The sequence below is a fragment of the Sphingobacterium lactis genome (assembly GCF_051951495.1).
In the GTDB taxonomy this organism is placed as follows: Bacteria; Bacteroidota; Bacteroidia; order Sphingobacteriales; family Sphingobacteriaceae; genus Sphingobacterium; species Sphingobacterium lactis_A.
In genome coordinates, this window is sequence record NZ_JBNHAS010000001.1 from 1,213,408 (window position 1) to 1,229,992 (window position 16,585).

A 16,585-nucleotide genomic window follows, 5' to 3' on the forward strand; every position below is an offset into this window, starting at 1 on the left:
AGCTATATTTTTGTTATATTAAAAACTTTCGAAAAAGAACATAAATCCAATGGCTAAAACAATAGCATTAATTGCCCATGATGGTAAAAAAGCTGAAATGGTAGCATTTGTCAAAGACCATCAAGAATTACTTTCCCAAGCCCATTTAGTGGCTACAGGAACTACAGGTTCCTACATTCAACAAACCGGATTAGAAGTCGAACTTAAATTAAGTGGTCCCAAAGGTGGAGATGCACAAATTGCAGCTATGGCGGCAGAAGGCAAGATCAATGGAATTATTTTTTTCCGCGATCCTCTTGGCAAACACCCTCACGAGCCCGATATTCAAATGCTCATGCGTATCTGTGACTTATGGAACGTGCCATTAGCCACTAACCCAGCAACTGGATCATTAATTATTAAAGGATTATTAGATTAAATATTTACATGGAAAACGAAGTAGTAGTAAGCATAGGAGAAGAAAGTTATACCACACAAATTCAATATGGAGACCTAAGTCTGATCGCTGATGAGCCTGAAGAACTAGGAGGCCAAAATAAGGGCTTTGCCCCTACCCAATTGTTATTATCATCCATCGGTGCTTGTAAGGCCATTACCATGCGTATGTATGCTAATCGCAAAGAATGGAAAGTAAACAAGATTGAGGTTAAAGTAAGCAGTGAAGTCCAAAAGAGCGAACAACAGCAAACCACTTATATTAAATGCAATGTTTTTATAGACGGTGAATTAGATGCTGATCAAAAGAAAAGGATCTATACCATAGGTGAAAAATGTCCTGTTCAGAAGATGTTGCAGAATCCTATTGTCGTAGAAAGTAATCTAATTGATACAAATACCTAAGAAAATCAAACAGGATTGTATATTTGCGGCTTGAAATACGAATTATAGATGTCAACCAGTAGTGAGCATACTTTTACGAGCCCTTTCCGAAACTTTAGTCGGGAGGAATGGAAACGCCTTAATGGGCAATTAAGCCATAGCATACGCGAAGAAGATCTCGATCAGCTCCATGCCTTGAACGAGCCTCTAACAATGCAGGAAATCGAAGAGGTCTATATACCTTTGGCTCACCTACTAGAGTTGCATATTAGCAAGTTTCAGGAACTTCATGCCAGCAGCAATGAATTCTTCAAAAGAAACCATCAAAAACTGCCTTTTATCATTGGTATTGCAGGTTCTGTCGCTGTAGGTAAAAGCACGACAGCCCGTGTTCTCAAAAAGGTATTGGCATTACTTCCATCCAAACCAAAGGTGGAATTGGTCACTACTGATGGTTTTCTTTACCCAAATAAAGAGCTCATTAAACGTGATATACTAAATAGAAAAGGATTCCCGGAAAGTTATGATACCAAAAAGATTCTTCGGTTCTTAGCGGACATTAAATCAGGAAAATCCCAAGTAACCGTTCCTCTTTACTCGCATTTGGAATATGATGTATTGCCAAACGAGAAACTAGTCATTTCCCAACCGGATGTTCTAATCGTTGAAGGCATTAATGTACTTCAGGTAAATTCACGTAAAAATGGTGTCTTCGTATCGGATTTTTTCGATTATTCCATTTATGTGGATGCTGATGAAAAAAACATCGTTTCCTGGTATATCAATCGCTTTGAATCGCTCCGTGCGACAGCATTCCAAAACTCAGCATCTTATTTCCACAAATACGCCAACTTGACTACAGAGGAAAGTTTAGCCATGGCAATCAATATCTGGAATGAGATTAATAAGCCAAATCTTCATCAAAATATCTTACCAACAAGATATCGTGCAGATCTTATCTTAAAGAAAAGTGCGCAGCACTTTGTAAAGAGAATTAAGGTTAGGAAGATTTAAGGTAGTTCCCTTCAAATTTTATGATTTCTTTGAGAATCTCATTCTCCAGTTGACGGTGCATTCGATTACTGTTGCTAACAGCATACAGGTCTAATTTATAGCGCACGAAATCTTTACCGATTTCCACTACTTTCAAGTAGAATTCATCCTCTTCAAAACGTAAGTTAGGATGTGCTATTAAACTTAATTTCAGCACCTCTTCCAATTCTTGAATATGTACGGATACAGAAAGTGGTAATTCAAAGCGCACCGAAAATAAACTAGATTGATGTGCTGATAAATTCATAAATGTTGCTGTGAATACAAAGTTGTTTGGAACCATAACAATATCATCCTCTTCATCCTGTAATACCAAATTGGCAAATGTAATATCGATGATTCGCCCTTTATGGTCGCCAACCTTAATACGATCTCCAACTGATAACTGCTCTGAGAACATAATGATCAATCCGGAAATCATATTGGTGATGTAATCCCTAAACAAAACCGCTATTGCCATGGCAACAATGGTCATGCTCGTAATAAAATCCCTAGGATCAATACCAAAAGTGATCATTATGGACACGATGGCAAAAACCGTATTGAGTACAGCGGTCAACCTATTGATACCCAACACAAAATTTCCCCGTACTGGCCTATGCTTATGTCTAGTGTTATAAAGGATGATAATAATGAAACGTACAAAAGAAAGAATGATGCTCGGGATTAAAAATGAAAGCACCCCTTTTAATAACTGTGGCAACCAGCTCACCGCTTTAATTTCCATTGGAAATTGAATGTTTACTGTAGTCAAAATGATTACTAAAATCAATTTAACGACAAATATCCAGGGAAACCGGCGTTTATTTTCCTCTAATGTTGCATTCATGGCTTTGAAGATATTATTTTTTTAGCTGTGGAACAAAACAACTTATCCGTTGTAATAGTTATATCACTAAGAATCAAGCAGTAAATAAACTTAATATTAACTTACTGTGTCCTTTTGGCTAATTAACGTTTTAAATTTCTTAAAAAACAAGTAACTTAGCTTCGCTTTTTATAGCAGCAAACAGGTAAATATGGAAACAACATTTGATTTTGAGAAGCCCATTGCAGATTTGCAAACCCAGATCGAGAAAGTAAAACAGGTCGAAGAGAAGACCAAGGTCGATATGGGGGCTACTGTCCGTGAATTGGAAGAGAAGCTAGAACAAACAAAAGTTGATGTCTATAATAACATGACTGGATGGCAAAAAGTGCAGATGTCCAGACATCCCGACAGACCTCAAACCTTCGATTATATTGATTTAATCTGTAATGATTTCGTTGAACTTCATGGTGACCGTACGGTAAAAGATGATAAAGCTATCGTTGGTGGCTTTGCATCTATCGGTGACGAATCAGTTATGATCATTGGACATCAGAAAGGAAAAAATACCAAAGAACGTCAATTCCGTAATTTTGGAATGGCAAACCCTGAAGGATACCGTAAGGCATTGCGTTTAATGAAGATGGCTGAAAAATTCAACAAACCAGTCATTACCCTAATTGATACCATGGGTGCTTATCCCGGTCTTGAAGCTGAAGAGCGTGGCCAAGGTGAAGCTATCGCACGTAACTTATTAGAGATGTCGGTATTAAAAGTACCGGTTATCTGTATCGTTATTGGCGAAGGTGCTTCTGGAGGTGCTTTGGGTATAGGTATTGGAGATCGTGTATATATGTTGCAAAACACATGGTATTCCGTAATCTCTCCTGAATCTTGTTCCTCTATCCTATGGAGAAGCTGGGATCAGAAAGAACGTGCTGCAGAAGCGCTTAAATTAACTGCTGAGGATATGTTAGGTAATGGATTAATCGATGGGATTATTCCTGAACCTTTAGGTGGTGCACACCAAGATCCTGAAACTACAGCGCTGAATGTGAAAAACAAAATCTTAGCAGACTTAGCCATCTTAAAAGCTAAGAACACCGATACATTAGTTCAAGAAAGAATTGACAAGTTCAGTAAAATGGGCGTTGTTAATGAATAACATAACTTATTAAATAAAAAGCCTCGAATATTCGAGGCTTTTTTTATGTCTTTCGAAAGGGAATTGGATCTTTCAACAAGAACTCGAAACTCTTTAATTCCCCATCCCGCTTGATAACAATACGCAACTCCTTACCGTCTTTCTCCTGAAATTTGCCTACGATATCCTGTAACTTCATGGACTCTGCTTTTCGACCATCTATTCGAACCAACTCATCCCCTTTTAATAATCCTGCTTTCTCTGCTGGTGAATCTTCTCGTATATTAGCAATCACATAAATAGGCAATAGTTTAAATTCATATCGAAAACTCTCCCCCACACTCACGCGTATACCCGGACTATGATCTTCCTTGTCTTTTATATTGAGACTAGTTGGTACTCGGCTTTTTGACCATATCATGCCATCGTGTTTGACTTCTATACCCGCCATATTAATCGGAAATGTCTTTCCAAATTTCTTATTGGGTTTTAGATAGCAAACACCTTGTTCATAATCAAAGAATATGTGGAAATGCTGAAGAACTTGATTGCCAACTGACCCCTTTCTATTTTCCGCAAGCTTTGCAGATCGTATGGCATTAGAATCTGGATAGGAAACTATAGGTTCCTTAATTTTAAAACCCGCCAAATCAAATTCTTCAATCCGATTTCGTCTTCCATATATCTCCCCATTAAATCCCTTTCCGATATAATCATAAATACTTGGCTCATTGATCGTAAAGTTTTCCATTAAAAATGGAAAGATGAGCATTCCATCAGAATTGCCCATATCCAACAACATTTTAGCATCTTCTGTTCGAGTCGCAGAAAGCTTCACCTTCGTTTGAACGTATGGACGATTTCGCTCAATAGTCATTGGAACAGCTTCAAAACCCTTTGTCTTTTTTTTAAGATCTGTCCCAAATTCATACAAATGAATTTTATTTCTCAAATAGTCCATTTGTACAATGTAGTTTTCGAAAAAACGACTTCCAAGAATCCCGTGTACCGGTAAACCTACATGGCTAGACACATCCAATTCTTTAGAATCGATAACATAAATATCGTGGCCAAAATCAGCAATAGTCTCCCCAACAACAAATTCATTATTCAACGCCATAATGCCTTCTATACCATCTTCTATACCTATCCCCGAGAATTTTACGCGATGTACATTTTCAAGAGGAATAGAATCAGTGTCAGATATAAACAACATCGTTTCTTTGACACCCGTATCCAATAAAAAGGATAAGGCGACTCCATTGAGTTTGACCGGAATAATCACTAAATTTCCCGATATCTCGAACTTAAATGAATTTTTTTTCGGATTAATGAAATGAAAAGTTTGCTGTCCTTTTACATAAAAAGAACTCATGATAAACAATATCAGCAGCAGCAATTTCATTTCAATAGGTTTATTTTTCTAATGTAACTAAAAATTTCTTTAGCCTATTCTATTTATCAAAAGATTCTTTTCGTGTAAGAACAAAAAAAGCCCTCTTAAAAGGACTCTTTTTCTATTTTGTACATTTACTTGTCTTTATTTACCGAGCGTATCAACAACACCTCTAAAATAGCCAACTGACTCGGCTAGACCTGCAAGGGGATCCTTCATATCTTTCTCAAATTCTAGACTACATGAACCAGTATATTTAATTTTCTGCAATGTCCTTACAAAAGCAGGAATATTAATCACACCACGACCTAACTCACAAGTCTTCCCATTGGCATCAGCTGCAGTTACATTTTTTAAATGCAAATCAAAGATTCGATCCTTATATCGAATTAAATCTTTAATAGGATCCTGACCATCACGCATATTGTGTCCCATATCAAAGCACAGGCCTATATAGGAATTTAATCCTTTGATATGTTGCATGACGACGGAGGCATTGGGATAAATTTTATCCTCGGGACCATGATTATGGATGGCATATCGAATGTGATAGGCCTTAGCTTTTTCGGCGACATAAGCTAAATCTTCCACTAAGGGTATACCAATGATAAGATCAACTGATACACGCTTGGCATATTCAAAGGCTTTGTCGATTTCCTCCTTGGTCTTCATATAAATTGGTCCTACAGCATATCCAGTAACCTGATAGCTCGCTAATTTTTTATGGAAAGCATCAATTTGTTCTACCGTACTGGAATAAGGTAAGTGAAAATCTTTAATACATAAATAGCGTACATCCATCCTATTCATCATGGCTAAGGATTGATCAATATTAAAATTCACAAAACTGTAGCCAGCAATTCCAAGTTTTAGGGGCAGATTATTGGCTAAAGCATGAAGGTCTACTTTATTTTCAGAAGAAAACAAAGCTGATGGGCTAAGAAGTGCAGCTGTACCTATTAGGCTTTTCTGCAAAAAGGAACGGCGGGGATGATGCTTATCTTTCATGTAATTAGGTTTATTTAAGGATTATTAAAAATAATGAAATCAAGCTATTAATACAATAATTAGCATCAGCTATTTACCTCTATTTAATGAAAAAGGGGTTGTTCTTTGATGCTGAACAACCCCTTTAAGAATATGTTTTCTATTGACTATAAACTGTCAATTGCTGCATTTAATGTCGCTGAAGGACGCATTGCTTTGGAAGCAAGATCATCATTCGGGAAATAGTATCCTTCGATATCTTGTGCTTTTCCTTGTGCTGCAATCAGTTCTTCATTGATTTTTGCTTCTTGTTCAGTTAATGACTTAGCAAGGCCAGCAAATTTAGCTGCCAATTCAGCATCTGCAGTTTGCTCTGCTAATGCCTCTGCCCAGTAACTCGCCAAATAATAATGAGAACCACGGTTGTCAATCTGACCTACTTTACGAGCAGGTGATTTATCATTAGCTAAGAATTTCGCATTCGCTTCATCTAAAGCGTCTGCCAATACTTGCGCTTTTGTATTGTTTTGAGTTTGTGCCAAATGCTCTAAAGAAGCCTGAAGTGCCAAGAACTCACCTAATGAATCCCAACGTAAGTATCCTTCTTCCAAGAATTGCTCAACGTGTTTTGGAGCAGAACCACCAGCACCAGTCTCAAATAATCCACCACCATTCATTAATGGAACGATAGATAACATCTTAGCTGAAGTTCCTAATTCTAAAATTGGGAATAAGTCTGTTAAGTAATCACGTAACACGTTTCCTGTTACCGAAATAGTATCTTCTCCTTTACGGATACGATCAATAGAGAATTTCGTAGCTTCAATTGGAGAAAGAATACGAATATCTAATCCTGTAGTATCGTAATTAGGTAAATAGGCATTTACTTTTTTAATAATCTCTCTATCATGCGCACGGTTTTCATCTAACCAGAAAACTGCCGGAGTATTCGATAGACGAGCACGGTTTACCGCTAGTTTAACCCAGTCTTGAATCGGTGCATCTTTGGTTTGACACATACGGAAGATATCTCCTTCTTCTACATTTTGCTCCATCAATACAGCTCCTGAAGCATCAACTACACGAATAACACCTTTTGCACTCGCTTGGAAAGTTTTATCGTGCGAACCGTATTCTTCCGCTTTTTGAGCCATTAAACCAACGTTAGGAACAGAACCCATTGTTTTAGGATCGTATGCTCCATTGATTTTACAGTCTTCAATAACTGCTTCGTAAATACCTGCGTAAGAACGATCAGGAATTAATGCTAAAGTATCACGTTCAGCACCGGTTTTATCCCACATTTTACCTCCGATACGGATCATAGCTGGCATAGATGCATCTACGATAACGTCAGAAGGAACATGTAAGTTGGTAATACCCTTATCCGAGTTTACCATCGCTAGATCGGGGCCATTTGCAATCGCTGCATCAATAGCTGCTTTCACCTCAGCTTCTTGTGGCTGACCAGCAATCTTCGCATAAACTTCGCCTAATCCATTATTTTTATTGATGCCTAATTCATTAAATAAGGTACCATATTTTGCAAAAACATCTTTGAAATATACTTCAACGATAGCTCCGAAAATAATAGGATCGGAAACTTTCATCATGGTAGCTTTCAAGTGTGCTGACAATAACACACCTGCAGCTTTTGCTTCTTCGATTGCTTTTGCAACAAAATCTTTCAATTGCGTAATATGTAAAACCGATGAGTCAATTACTTCACCAGCTTTTAAATTTGCTAGGCCTTTCAATTCTTTGCTAGTACCATCAGCACCTACAAATTCAATTTTGAATTGCGAATCTTCTGCAACGGTCAATGATTTTTCTGAACTGTAAAAATCACCATCTGTCATCGACGCTACTTTCGTTTGGCTATCTTTCGCCCAAGCACCCATTTTATGCGGGTTAGCTTTAGCGTAGTTTTTCACTGCTTTTGGTGCACGACGATCCGAGTTTCCTTCACGTAAAACCGGATTCACAGCTGAACCTAAAATCTTCGCATAGGTCGCTTTAATTTTTTCCTCTTCCGCGTTTGCTGGAGCATCTGGATAGTTTGGAACCGCGTATCCATCTTTCTGCAATTCAGCAATTGCTGCTTTTAATTGTGGAATAGATGCCGAAATATTTGGCAACTTGATGATATTCGCATCTGGAGTTGTTGCCAATTGGCCTAACTCTGCCAAAGCATCAACAGTCTGCTGCTCTGCTGTTAAATATTCATTAAAATTAGCTAGGATACGTCCCGCTAAAGAAATATCTCTTAATTCAACTTCAATATTCGCTGTTTTAGCAAATGCTTGTACAATAGGTAGAAATGAATAAGTTGCCAATAATGGCGCTTCATCTGTCTTTGTGTAAATGATTTTAGATGACATAATTTTCTATAGAAATGATATTATTTTGCTGTGTTTTGAAAAACTCGGCATTAGATTGCCTGTTATTTTTAAAATTCGCCTAAAGATAACAAAATGAAAATTAATTAGCCACAAAAGACAAAATAATGACAGCGATTAAAAAATCATTGTCTATTATGAATAGAATTGATCTATAAAATGATAAAGTTAGTGATGTATAATGCAGTTTACGACTTAAGCTGTCTGTTTAAACGACAGGATTTTAGCTGATTCCCAGATTTCAACATCCCTTTCATTTCCATTCAGGGATGAATTTAAAATAACATCAGCCAAGTCAACCGTACTGATTGGTCTGAATTTCCGGAAAAGACCCATTTTATTAAATAAACCGATAATACTTAAACTGAATTTCTCCATTCTTCTATCTGTATTCGGTCTGGCAATAAATCCAGGTCTAAGTATAATTAACTTGGGAAAATCTAAGGAAATAATGGCTTCTTCCAATTTTCCTTTCATCCTGCTGTAGAATATGCGAGCATCTGGGTGTGCTTGGTTAGCAGAAAGCAAGACAAAGGTGAATATTTTATTGCGGCGAGCAATTCGGGCAAAGTGCAGTTGGTATTCATAATCCACTTGCCATTGTTTTTCCTTACCCCCAGCTTGTTTTAATGTAGTACCCAAAGTAGAATATGCCACATCACCAACGATGTATGCGGCATATTCTTCCAATCGGTCAAAGTCCACAATGATTTCTTGTAATTTAGGGTCTGGTGGAAAAAAGGCACGTCGAACCAAGGCAATCACAGATTCGACTTGTGGATTTGCCAGAAGTTGCAAAACAAGCTCTCTTCCTGTTGCTCCTGTTCCCCCGATAACTACAGCTTTCATGTGGAATTAAATTATAATTCTTTGTTAAAACAGTACATCACGAATATTGACATCGCGGTCAAAACTCGCTTTTGCAAATGGACATAAAGGCATGATTTTCACATTATTTGCCCGAGCATGTTCAACTGCTTTATTAAGTAACAAATGGCCAATCCCTTTGCCTTTCTCATCAGGATCTACCTCCGTATGATCAATGATGATCTTCCCTGGACCTGCCTGTGAATAAGTCATAATTCCAATTTGTTTTCCTTCTTCTTCTGCGATAAAGGAACCTTTATTTCCGCTTTCTTCGTGTTTGATTAGCATATTATCTCCTTTTTGTGTTTAAATCCTTAATTATTTTATCTTCTATTGGCGCTTTCAAAGGAATTACCTGATTACTTAACTCGTTGGGTATAGTCATGGATAACACATAATGTTTTATTAACCATTTCCCTCCTTTATTCACCAGTACTCCTGATCCGCGACAGATTTTCATCTGTGTATTTAACAATTCATCTATCCATGCGGTTTTACCATCCGCAGAAAAATTCACAAATCTTTCCAATGAGGTAAATGACCAAGCTTTACCTTTATCAAAATGTGGTTTTGCATAGGCCATGAAACTAGGCTTGTCCCAACGCTCAGTCGCATCTGTACCAATAAATACAGACTCAGCATCCATCAGGTCAAAATACGCCTTAAAATCGGCCTTTGAAGCAGCCTGATGCCAAGAATCCATTACCTGATTAACTTCCTTATTTCTATTCTGTGCAAATCCAACGGTAACTGAAAAAGTCAAGGACAGAAGAATGATCAAATGTTTTATCATAAAGCTATTATTATTCAATAAATCTACTAAAAATACCTGAATTAAATTTCACAAGAAGGAAAGATTATCAGCTGTGATAGAAGTTAGATTAAGCAATTGTTAAACTCACGTATCCTCAGTAATGAATTATACATTCAGTACATATTGCTTCGTGTTTGGCTCCATATCGCTTCGAGAACACTAAGGAATTTTCACGGATCTGATAGGGATCTCCTTCGGATCTCGTTCGGTCGGAACCGAACGAGATCCGAAGGAGATCCGAACAAGTTCCGAAGGAGTTCCGTTAGAGTATCGAATCCAACCCTAAGTAAACCCCTAGCAAACCCCTAGGAAAGACGATGAGATTACAGACAAAAGACAACAGAAATAGTAAGAAGAAACGGTCGAAGCATGCTTCAACCCTACAGTTATTACGGTAATGAACAATAAAATCACGATAGTTTGTAGGTGCGATGCATACAACGCCCGCTATCCAAAATTTTCTCTAATCTGTTTTCTGCTATCTGAATTCTGTATTCATTCAAAATTAGTACAACAGAGTGTCCACCTTCTAAATGATTGTTTTAGGATTTGCGGAAGTGCTTCATATTTTTGGTAATGTTGCTGCTATTCCATTCAATAAGTTTCTTGAACTCTTCGGAACGGATGGGACAGTTTTCAACTTGACAATAATGACAACATTCCGGCATGCATGGATCGGCATGTATGAAAAACTCGGATTTGGATTCCAGTTGATTATTTAATATTTCATCAAATTCTGAAATACGATCGTGAACTTGATTTAAATCGTAGTAATTGGGTAAAGTTAGGTGGCAATCAATGTGCATTTCTTGGCCATATCGCTGAACACGCAAGTTATGTACATCTATCCAATCGGATTTTCGGTGTTTGTTTAATTCTGTTACGACTTCTTCTATAGCTTCTTGGTCTGACTCATCCATTAATCCAGAAATGGATTTACGAAGTAGCTTATAACCACTATATAAGATAAATGTACCTAAACAAATGGATAAGGCAATATCTATCCAAGGAAGTTTAGCGAATTTCATAATTAAGAGACCTGCAATTAATCCAAAGGAACTGATTGCGTCGACCTGAAGATGCTTTCCATCGGCTTCAATTGTTAAGGATCGTAGGCTTCGACCACGTTTCATCAAATAGAACCCAACACCCAAATTAACAAGAGATGTCACTAAAATCAAGTACATACCTTCCTCAACATTTTCAATAGGCTCTGGAAAGAAGATATTATAGATGGATTTGATTAAAATGACACTTCCAGCGATAAAAATCATTCCTCCTTCCACGAATACGGAAAAGAATTCGACTTTTCCATGTCCATAAGGGTGATTCTCGTCCTTCGGTTGGGAAGCTAGGTAAATGCTATAATAGGCAAATCCTGATGCTACTACATTCACAATACTCTCTGCAGCATCGGAAAAAATAGCATTAGACCCCGTAATAAAATACGCAATAAACTTTATTAGCATCAGGATTATACCTGTGACTAAAGAAAGTGTGACCAACCGCATTTGTCTAGACATGGTGCTAAATTTTAAGTTTGCAAAGAAACAATTTTTCTAAGAAGAAATAAATTAAATTTATAATTCTCTTTCCTTTTGCTCTTCGTATTCCTTACCTAATCGTTGTGCAATTATGGTTACTACAAATATCTGAAAGGCATGATAAACCATCAAAGGTAAAAAATAAAGTCCCATTTTTGGATTATTGGCAAAGAGGAATTTTGCGAATACACTACCATGTGTTAGGGATTTTTTAGATCCACAAAACAGCGCTGATATTCGATCCTCTCTATTGAATTTCAGGAAGTAACGAACGATGAACTTAATAATAAAATAAGATGTAAAAAAGAGAACAACCACAGCCGAGAAAAGTCCTAACAGATATGTTGAACCAATCGTATGGAACACATCACTGATAAAAGATTCAGAAAAACTGCTGTATACAATTAGAAGTACGACGCCTTTATCAAAATTGGTGAGGTGCTTACTGTATTTATGCGCCCAATTGCCCCAATATTTCTGCATCATCAGACCTAGAATTACAGGAAGTATCACTTCAAATAGAAGTCCTATATATAGCTCTGCAAAGACATTAACTTCTTCAACCTCTAAAAAGAAGTGCATCAATAGCGGAGTTACTGCGACACCAATCAATCCCGATATACTGGCATTGAAAATAGCTGCGGGCATATTTCCATGTGCAATGGAAACCATAACAACGGAAGAGGTAACTGTTGAAGGTAATGCTGCGAGAAAGTAAAATGACAGCCAAAATTGTTCTTGTGTTTCGGTATGCACTAAGGGGCGAAACAACAAAACCAGCAAAGGGAAAAGTCCGAAGGTAAAAAGTTGCACGGAAAGGTGAAGTTTCCAATTCTTCATACCATGCTTAATCTCAGAAAAGCTTAACTTTAGGCCGTAAAAGAAGAAAACTAAAGCTACTCCAATGGTACTGAGGGAACTAATCAATTTACCGTTCCATATTTCAATCGCATGGGGATAGATATAGGCTAGGACAATCATGGCGATGAGCGCCAATATAAAACCGTCTAATTTTAGTTTGAACAATTTACTCATGTGCGATACAAAGCTATCATTTATTTCATGAACGGCTAAATGCGCATAAGTTTTTTAAATTTGACAGATAAACTTTGAAATTATTACCTTTTTCACACCAATAATAAATAGTATATAATATATTTGCAATATCATGAGTACAGCATCTTATTTATCAGATAGAATTAATAACCTATCAGAATCAGCAACCTTAAAGATGACTAAATTAGGTCGCGAACTAGCGGCTAAAGGCATCAATGTTATCAGTTTAAGTGTCGGTGAACCGGATTTCAATACGCCTGACAACGTTAAGGAGGCAGCAAAAAAGGCATTGGATGAAAACTACACCCGCTACTCTCCTGTTCCGGGATACCCTGACCTTCGCCAAGCTATTGTTAAAAAGCTTAAAGAAGAAAACGGTCTCGATTATGATATTTCGCAAATTGTTGTTTCAACTGGAGCTAAACAATCCTTATCTAATGTATTATTGACCTTGGTAAATCCAGGTGATGAAGTGATCATCCCTACCCCTTATTGGGTTTCATACTCTGAAATGGTAACCTTGGCGGAAGGTAAGTCTGTATTTATCGATACGGATATTGATTCCAACTTTAAAATTACTCCAGCACAATTAGAGGCAGCAATTACACCTAAAAGCAAGGTGTTCATGTTCTCTTCACCGTGTAATCCTACTGGATCGGTTTATTCCAAAGAAGAATTAGCAGCATTAGTAGAGGTTTTCGAGAAACACCCACATATATTCATCATTTCAGATGAAATCTATGAGCATATCAACTTTGTTGACCGTCATGAATCTATCGCACAATTCCCATCAGTTAAAGATCGTGTAATTGTAGTGAATGGATTCTCCAAAGCTTTTGCTATGACTGGATGGCGCTTAGGATATATTGCAGCTAACAAAGAAATTGCTGCAGCTAACGATAAAATGCAAGGTCAAACGACTTCTGGTACTTGTTCTATTTCTCAACGTGCAGGTATTGCTGCCTACGAACAAGGATTAGATAGCGTATTGAAAATGAAAGAAGCATTTGCTCGTCGTCGTCAATTGGTATACGATTTACTGAACGATATCCCGGGAGTAAAAACAAACTTACCTGATGGTGCTTTCTATTTCTTCCCGGAGATCAGCTCCTTTTTTGGCAAGCACGATCCAGATGGAAAGGTTATTGAGAACTCAGCAGATTTAGCTTTATATTTATTAAACTACGGCCATGTTGCTACCGTTGGTGGAGATTCTTTCGGAAATAATAATTATATCCGTTTATCATACGCTGCTTCTGACGAGAGTTTAATCGAAGCATTAAAAAGAATTAAAGAAGCATTAGCTAATTTAAATTAAGTTAGAAAAACTAATAATAATCAATAAAAATCGGGATTCTAAATAACATTAGAGTCCCGATTTGTTTAATAAAAGTAGGATGCATGAAAAAGGCTCGGTCAAAAGACCAAGCCTAGTATGTACTACTAAAGTAAATAAATATTAGAATCTCCATTTTCCTACCCCCAGAAACAGCTTGGTAAGCTCTTTTTCAGGCAGGTACTTGTTACACGATGGTCCGATAGACCAATTCCCCGATTAAACATCCTAAAAGAACTCCAGTTAAAACGGCAAAAGTGACTTTTACCCAAAGCGGAAATCTATTAATTGTTTGCAGGTTGTATGCGAATTTCATAAATAACGCTGATTAGATGTATTTACGAACAAATATCCGAAAAGGCTTCTTACTATGCCTGCATAAGGATTAAGAATAATAATTCTTGTCAAGGAAATGCTACAAATGGAAATTCTGGAGAAATGGCTGGGATAAAGTGAAATAAATAAGCGAATAAGTTTGTCAAATTACTAAGGAATGTCTATTTTTGCACGTCCGTTAAAATAACTACGGCAAGAATTCATAAACAAAATTATTTAAACAATGCAACAGTACGAATCTGTAATCATTCTTACCCCGTTGCTTTCAGAAGATGCTGCGAAAGAAGCAATCGCAAAATTCAAAGACATCTTAGTAGAAGGCGGAGCCGAAATTATCGCTGAAGATAATTGGGGTTTGAGAAAATTAGCGTATCCGATCCAGAAGAAAACGACTGGGTTCTATCACTTAACTGAATTCAAGGCTCCAGGTGAATTAATTAAAAAATTGGAAGTTCAATACAAGCGTGATGAGCGTGTGATGCGTTTCTTAACAATCTCTTTGGACAAGCATGCAGTTGCTTACAACGAGAAAAAACGTAGCGGAGCATTCAACAAGAAAGCTGAAACTAAAACTGAGGAGGTAGCAAACTAATGGCAAACGAAAATATCCAATACGTAACTGCCCCTAAAGTAGAGGACAACCGTAAGAAATACTGCCGTTTCAAGAAAAACGGAATCAAGTATATCGACTACAAAGACGCGAACTTCTTATTAAAGTTTGTAAATGATCAAGGAAAGATCTTACCTCGTCGTTTGACTGGTACATCATTAAAATTTCAACGTAAAGTAGCTCAAGCGGTGAAACGTGCGCGTATCATCGGACTATTACCTTACGTAACTGATTCATTAAAATAAGGAGGATACGATAATGGAAGTTATATTAAGACAAGATGTTAAACACCTTGGAGAGAAAGACGATATCGTAGTAGTAAAACCAGGTTATGGTCGTAACTACTTAATCCCTCAAGGATTTGCAGTATTGGCAACAACATCTGCAAAGAAAGTATTAGCTGAGAACATCAAACAAGCTCAGTTCAAACAAGAGAAAATCAAGAAAGATGCTACAGAATTAGCAGGTAAATTAGAGTCGGTAAAATTATCTATCGGAGCTAAAGCTGGTGAGTCTGGTAAAATCTTTGGTAAAGTGAACAGCATCCAGATCGCTGACGCACTTAAAGCTCAAGGCTTTGAAGTTGACCGTCGTCGTATCACATTCGAAACTGAACCTAAAACTTTAGGTGAATTCGTAGCTAACTTAAACCTTCACAAAGAGGTTAAAGTTCAAGTTCCTTTCGAAGTTGTTGCTGAGTAATCTATTTACCCAAAAACATAGAAAAGTCGTCCATCCGGACGACTTTTTTTGTTTTTAAGGGTTGCTATGTATTGGAAATGACCTAACACTCTTTAAGTCTAACAGCGAAGCGTTCTCAAATCTCATGTCTATTAGCAAAGCGGTCTCATAATTTTAATTCGGGCAGATATTCCGCTGCGCTTAGTGCTGCCCCTACGCTCGGCGGCTATTAATTGATAGGCATACATAAGGGCAAAATTGAGTGAGTTTAAGGAAAGGAAATTATTACTGACGAGAACGAATGGGATGTCTGATAGTTTTATTTGGAGATAACAGATGTTAGACATCAGAAACCAGACCTGTTAAGTTGTTAAGAATAAAGTTAAGCGGGCGATGCAAGCATCGACCGCCTATAGCACGAATTAAAAATCCTTTTATAGTATGAAGTTCCATCATCTTCGATTCTGGATGGCGTGGTCTTGTAGGGGGAGAACAAAGACTCTTCGCTTCGCTCTGAGTTGTAAGTTATTAAAAGATAATTTTGCTTGGCGGGCGATGCATGCATCGCCCCTACATCAAACGGAAAAACCAACCTAATACCCACATTTAATACTCTTTCTATTTCATAACTCACATCTAATAGTGCAACGGTCTCTCTCCACAAAAAAGAGCGATATCTCTATCGCTCTTCCATTATATCTTAATATCTCGTTAGTATCAACCATAGGTCTAAAT

General features: G+C 37.3%; 17 protein-coding genes. 8 read left to right on the forward strand and 9 right to left on the reverse strand.

Annotation, left to right across the window (positions count from 1 at the left end):
* Positions 1 to 49 precede the first annotated feature (49 nt).
* Genes ACP6L2_RS05200 through coaA form a run of 3 tightly spaced genes read left to right on the forward strand, consistent with a single transcriptional unit; the run spans position 50 to position 1,833 of the window.
* Entirely contained in the window at positions 50 to 418 is a 369-nt protein-coding gene (locus ACP6L2_RS05200) for a methylglyoxal synthase (RefSeq protein ID WP_344674288.1), read from the forward strand.
* An 8-nt stretch (positions 419 to 426) separates the two neighbouring features.
* A complete protein-coding gene (locus ACP6L2_RS05205) occupies positions 427 to 840 on the forward strand; it encodes an OsmC family protein (RefSeq protein WP_440508225.1) in 414 nt (137 codons plus the stop codon).
* Positions 841 to 888: 48 nt separating this feature from the next.
* Positions 889 to 1,833, forward strand: a complete 945-nt coding sequence (coaA, locus tag ACP6L2_RS05210) for a type I pantothenate kinase (protein ID WP_344674285.1) — start codon at positions 889 to 891, stop codon at positions 1,831 to 1,833.
* Here the strand turns inward: coaA and ACP6L2_RS05215 are convergent.
* Positions 1,820 to 2,701: a mechanosensitive ion channel family protein gene (locus ACP6L2_RS05215; protein ID WP_440508226.1), complete on the reverse strand. Its 882-nt coding sequence runs from the start codon at positions 2,699 to 2,701 to the stop codon at positions 1,820 to 1,822. The genes coaA and ACP6L2_RS05215 overlap by 14 nt on opposite strands.
* 190 nt (positions 2,702 to 2,891) lie before the next feature.
* Here ACP6L2_RS05215 and ACP6L2_RS05220 point away from each other — a divergent pair, with 190 nt between their 5' ends.
* Positions 2,892 to 3,845: an acetyl-CoA carboxylase carboxyltransferase subunit alpha gene (locus tag ACP6L2_RS05220; RefSeq protein WP_440508227.1), complete on the forward strand. Its 954-nt coding sequence runs from the start codon at positions 2,892 to 2,894 to the stop codon at positions 3,843 to 3,845.
* 43 nt (positions 3,846 to 3,888) lie between these two features.
* Here ACP6L2_RS05220 and ACP6L2_RS05225 read toward each other — a convergent pair whose 3' ends face one another.
* The 8 genes from ACP6L2_RS05225 to ACP6L2_RS05260 all read right to left on the reverse strand — a co-directional run bounded on the left by ACP6L2_RS05225 (position 3,889) and on the right by ACP6L2_RS05260 (position 12,866).
* A complete protein-coding gene (locus ACP6L2_RS05225; protein ID WP_440508228.1) occupies positions 3,889 to 5,229 on the reverse strand; it encodes a PDZ domain-containing protein in 1,341 nt (446 codons plus the stop codon).
* 135 nt (positions 5,230 to 5,364) lie between these two features.
* Positions 5,365 to 6,228, reverse strand: a complete 864-nt coding sequence (locus ACP6L2_RS05230; RefSeq protein WP_440508229.1) for a sugar phosphate isomerase/epimerase family protein — start codon at positions 6,226 to 6,228, stop codon at positions 5,365 to 5,367.
* 146 nt (positions 6,229 to 6,374) lie between these two features.
* Positions 6,375 to 8,588: an NADP-dependent isocitrate dehydrogenase gene (locus ACP6L2_RS05235; RefSeq protein WP_440508230.1), complete on the reverse strand. Its 2,214-nt coding sequence runs from the start codon at positions 8,586 to 8,588 to the stop codon at positions 6,375 to 6,377.
* 213 nt (positions 8,589 to 8,801) lie between these two features.
* The gene (locus ACP6L2_RS05240) at positions 8,802 to 9,455 is read right to left on the reverse strand and encodes an NAD(P)H-binding protein (RefSeq protein WP_440508231.1); all 654 of its coding nucleotides are present in this window, start codon (positions 9,453 to 9,455) and stop codon (positions 8,802 to 8,804) included.
* Between the two features lie 24 nt (positions 9,456 to 9,479).
* Positions 9,480 to 9,761 (reverse strand): GNAT family N-acetyltransferase, encoded by a 282-nt coding sequence (locus tag ACP6L2_RS05245; RefSeq protein WP_440508232.1) that lies wholly within the window; start codon positions 9,759 to 9,761, stop codon positions 9,480 to 9,482.
* A gap of 1 nt (position 9,762) precedes the next feature.
* Complete coding sequence (locus tag ACP6L2_RS05250) at positions 9,763 to 10,266, reverse strand: nuclear transport factor 2 family protein (protein WP_440508233.1); 504 nt, start codon at positions 10,264 to 10,266, stop codon at positions 9,763 to 9,765.
* A gap of 563 nt (positions 10,267 to 10,829) precedes the next feature.
* On the reverse strand, positions 10,830 to 11,810 hold the full coding sequence (locus ACP6L2_RS05255; RefSeq protein ID WP_440508234.1) for a cation diffusion facilitator family transporter: 981 nt from the start codon (positions 11,808 to 11,810) through the stop codon (positions 10,830 to 10,832).
* A gap of 57 nt (positions 11,811 to 11,867) precedes the next feature.
* Complete coding sequence (locus ACP6L2_RS05260) at positions 11,868 to 12,866, reverse strand: bile acid:sodium symporter family protein (RefSeq protein WP_440508235.1); 999 nt, start codon at positions 12,864 to 12,866, stop codon at positions 11,868 to 11,870.
* A gap of 133 nt (positions 12,867 to 12,999) precedes the next feature.
* On the opposite strand from ACP6L2_RS05260, the gene ACP6L2_RS05265 reads away from it, so the two are divergent.
* The 4 genes from ACP6L2_RS05265 to rplI all read left to right on the forward strand — a co-directional run bounded on the left by ACP6L2_RS05265 (position 13,000) and on the right by rplI (position 15,871).
* On the forward strand, positions 13,000 to 14,205 hold the full coding sequence (locus ACP6L2_RS05265) for a pyridoxal phosphate-dependent aminotransferase (protein WP_440508236.1): 1,206 nt from the start codon (positions 13,000 to 13,002) through the stop codon (positions 14,203 to 14,205).
* A 577-nt stretch (positions 14,206 to 14,782) separates the two neighbouring features.
* Complete coding sequence (gene rpsF / locus ACP6L2_RS05270; protein ID WP_440508237.1) at positions 14,783 to 15,151, forward strand: 30S ribosomal protein S6; 369 nt, start codon at positions 14,783 to 14,785, stop codon at positions 15,149 to 15,151.
* Entirely contained in the window at positions 15,151 to 15,414 is a 264-nt protein-coding gene (gene rpsR, locus ACP6L2_RS05275) for a 30S ribosomal protein S18 (protein WP_103906215.1), read from the forward strand. Before rpsF ends, rpsR begins: the two co-directional genes overlap by 1 nt.
* Before the next feature lie 13 nt (positions 15,415 to 15,427).
* Positions 15,428 to 15,871, forward strand: a complete 444-nt coding sequence (rplI, locus tag ACP6L2_RS05280) for a 50S ribosomal protein L9 (RefSeq protein ID WP_440508238.1) — start codon at positions 15,428 to 15,430, stop codon at positions 15,869 to 15,871.
* The last annotated feature ends 714 nt before the right edge of the window (positions 15,872 to 16,585 follow it).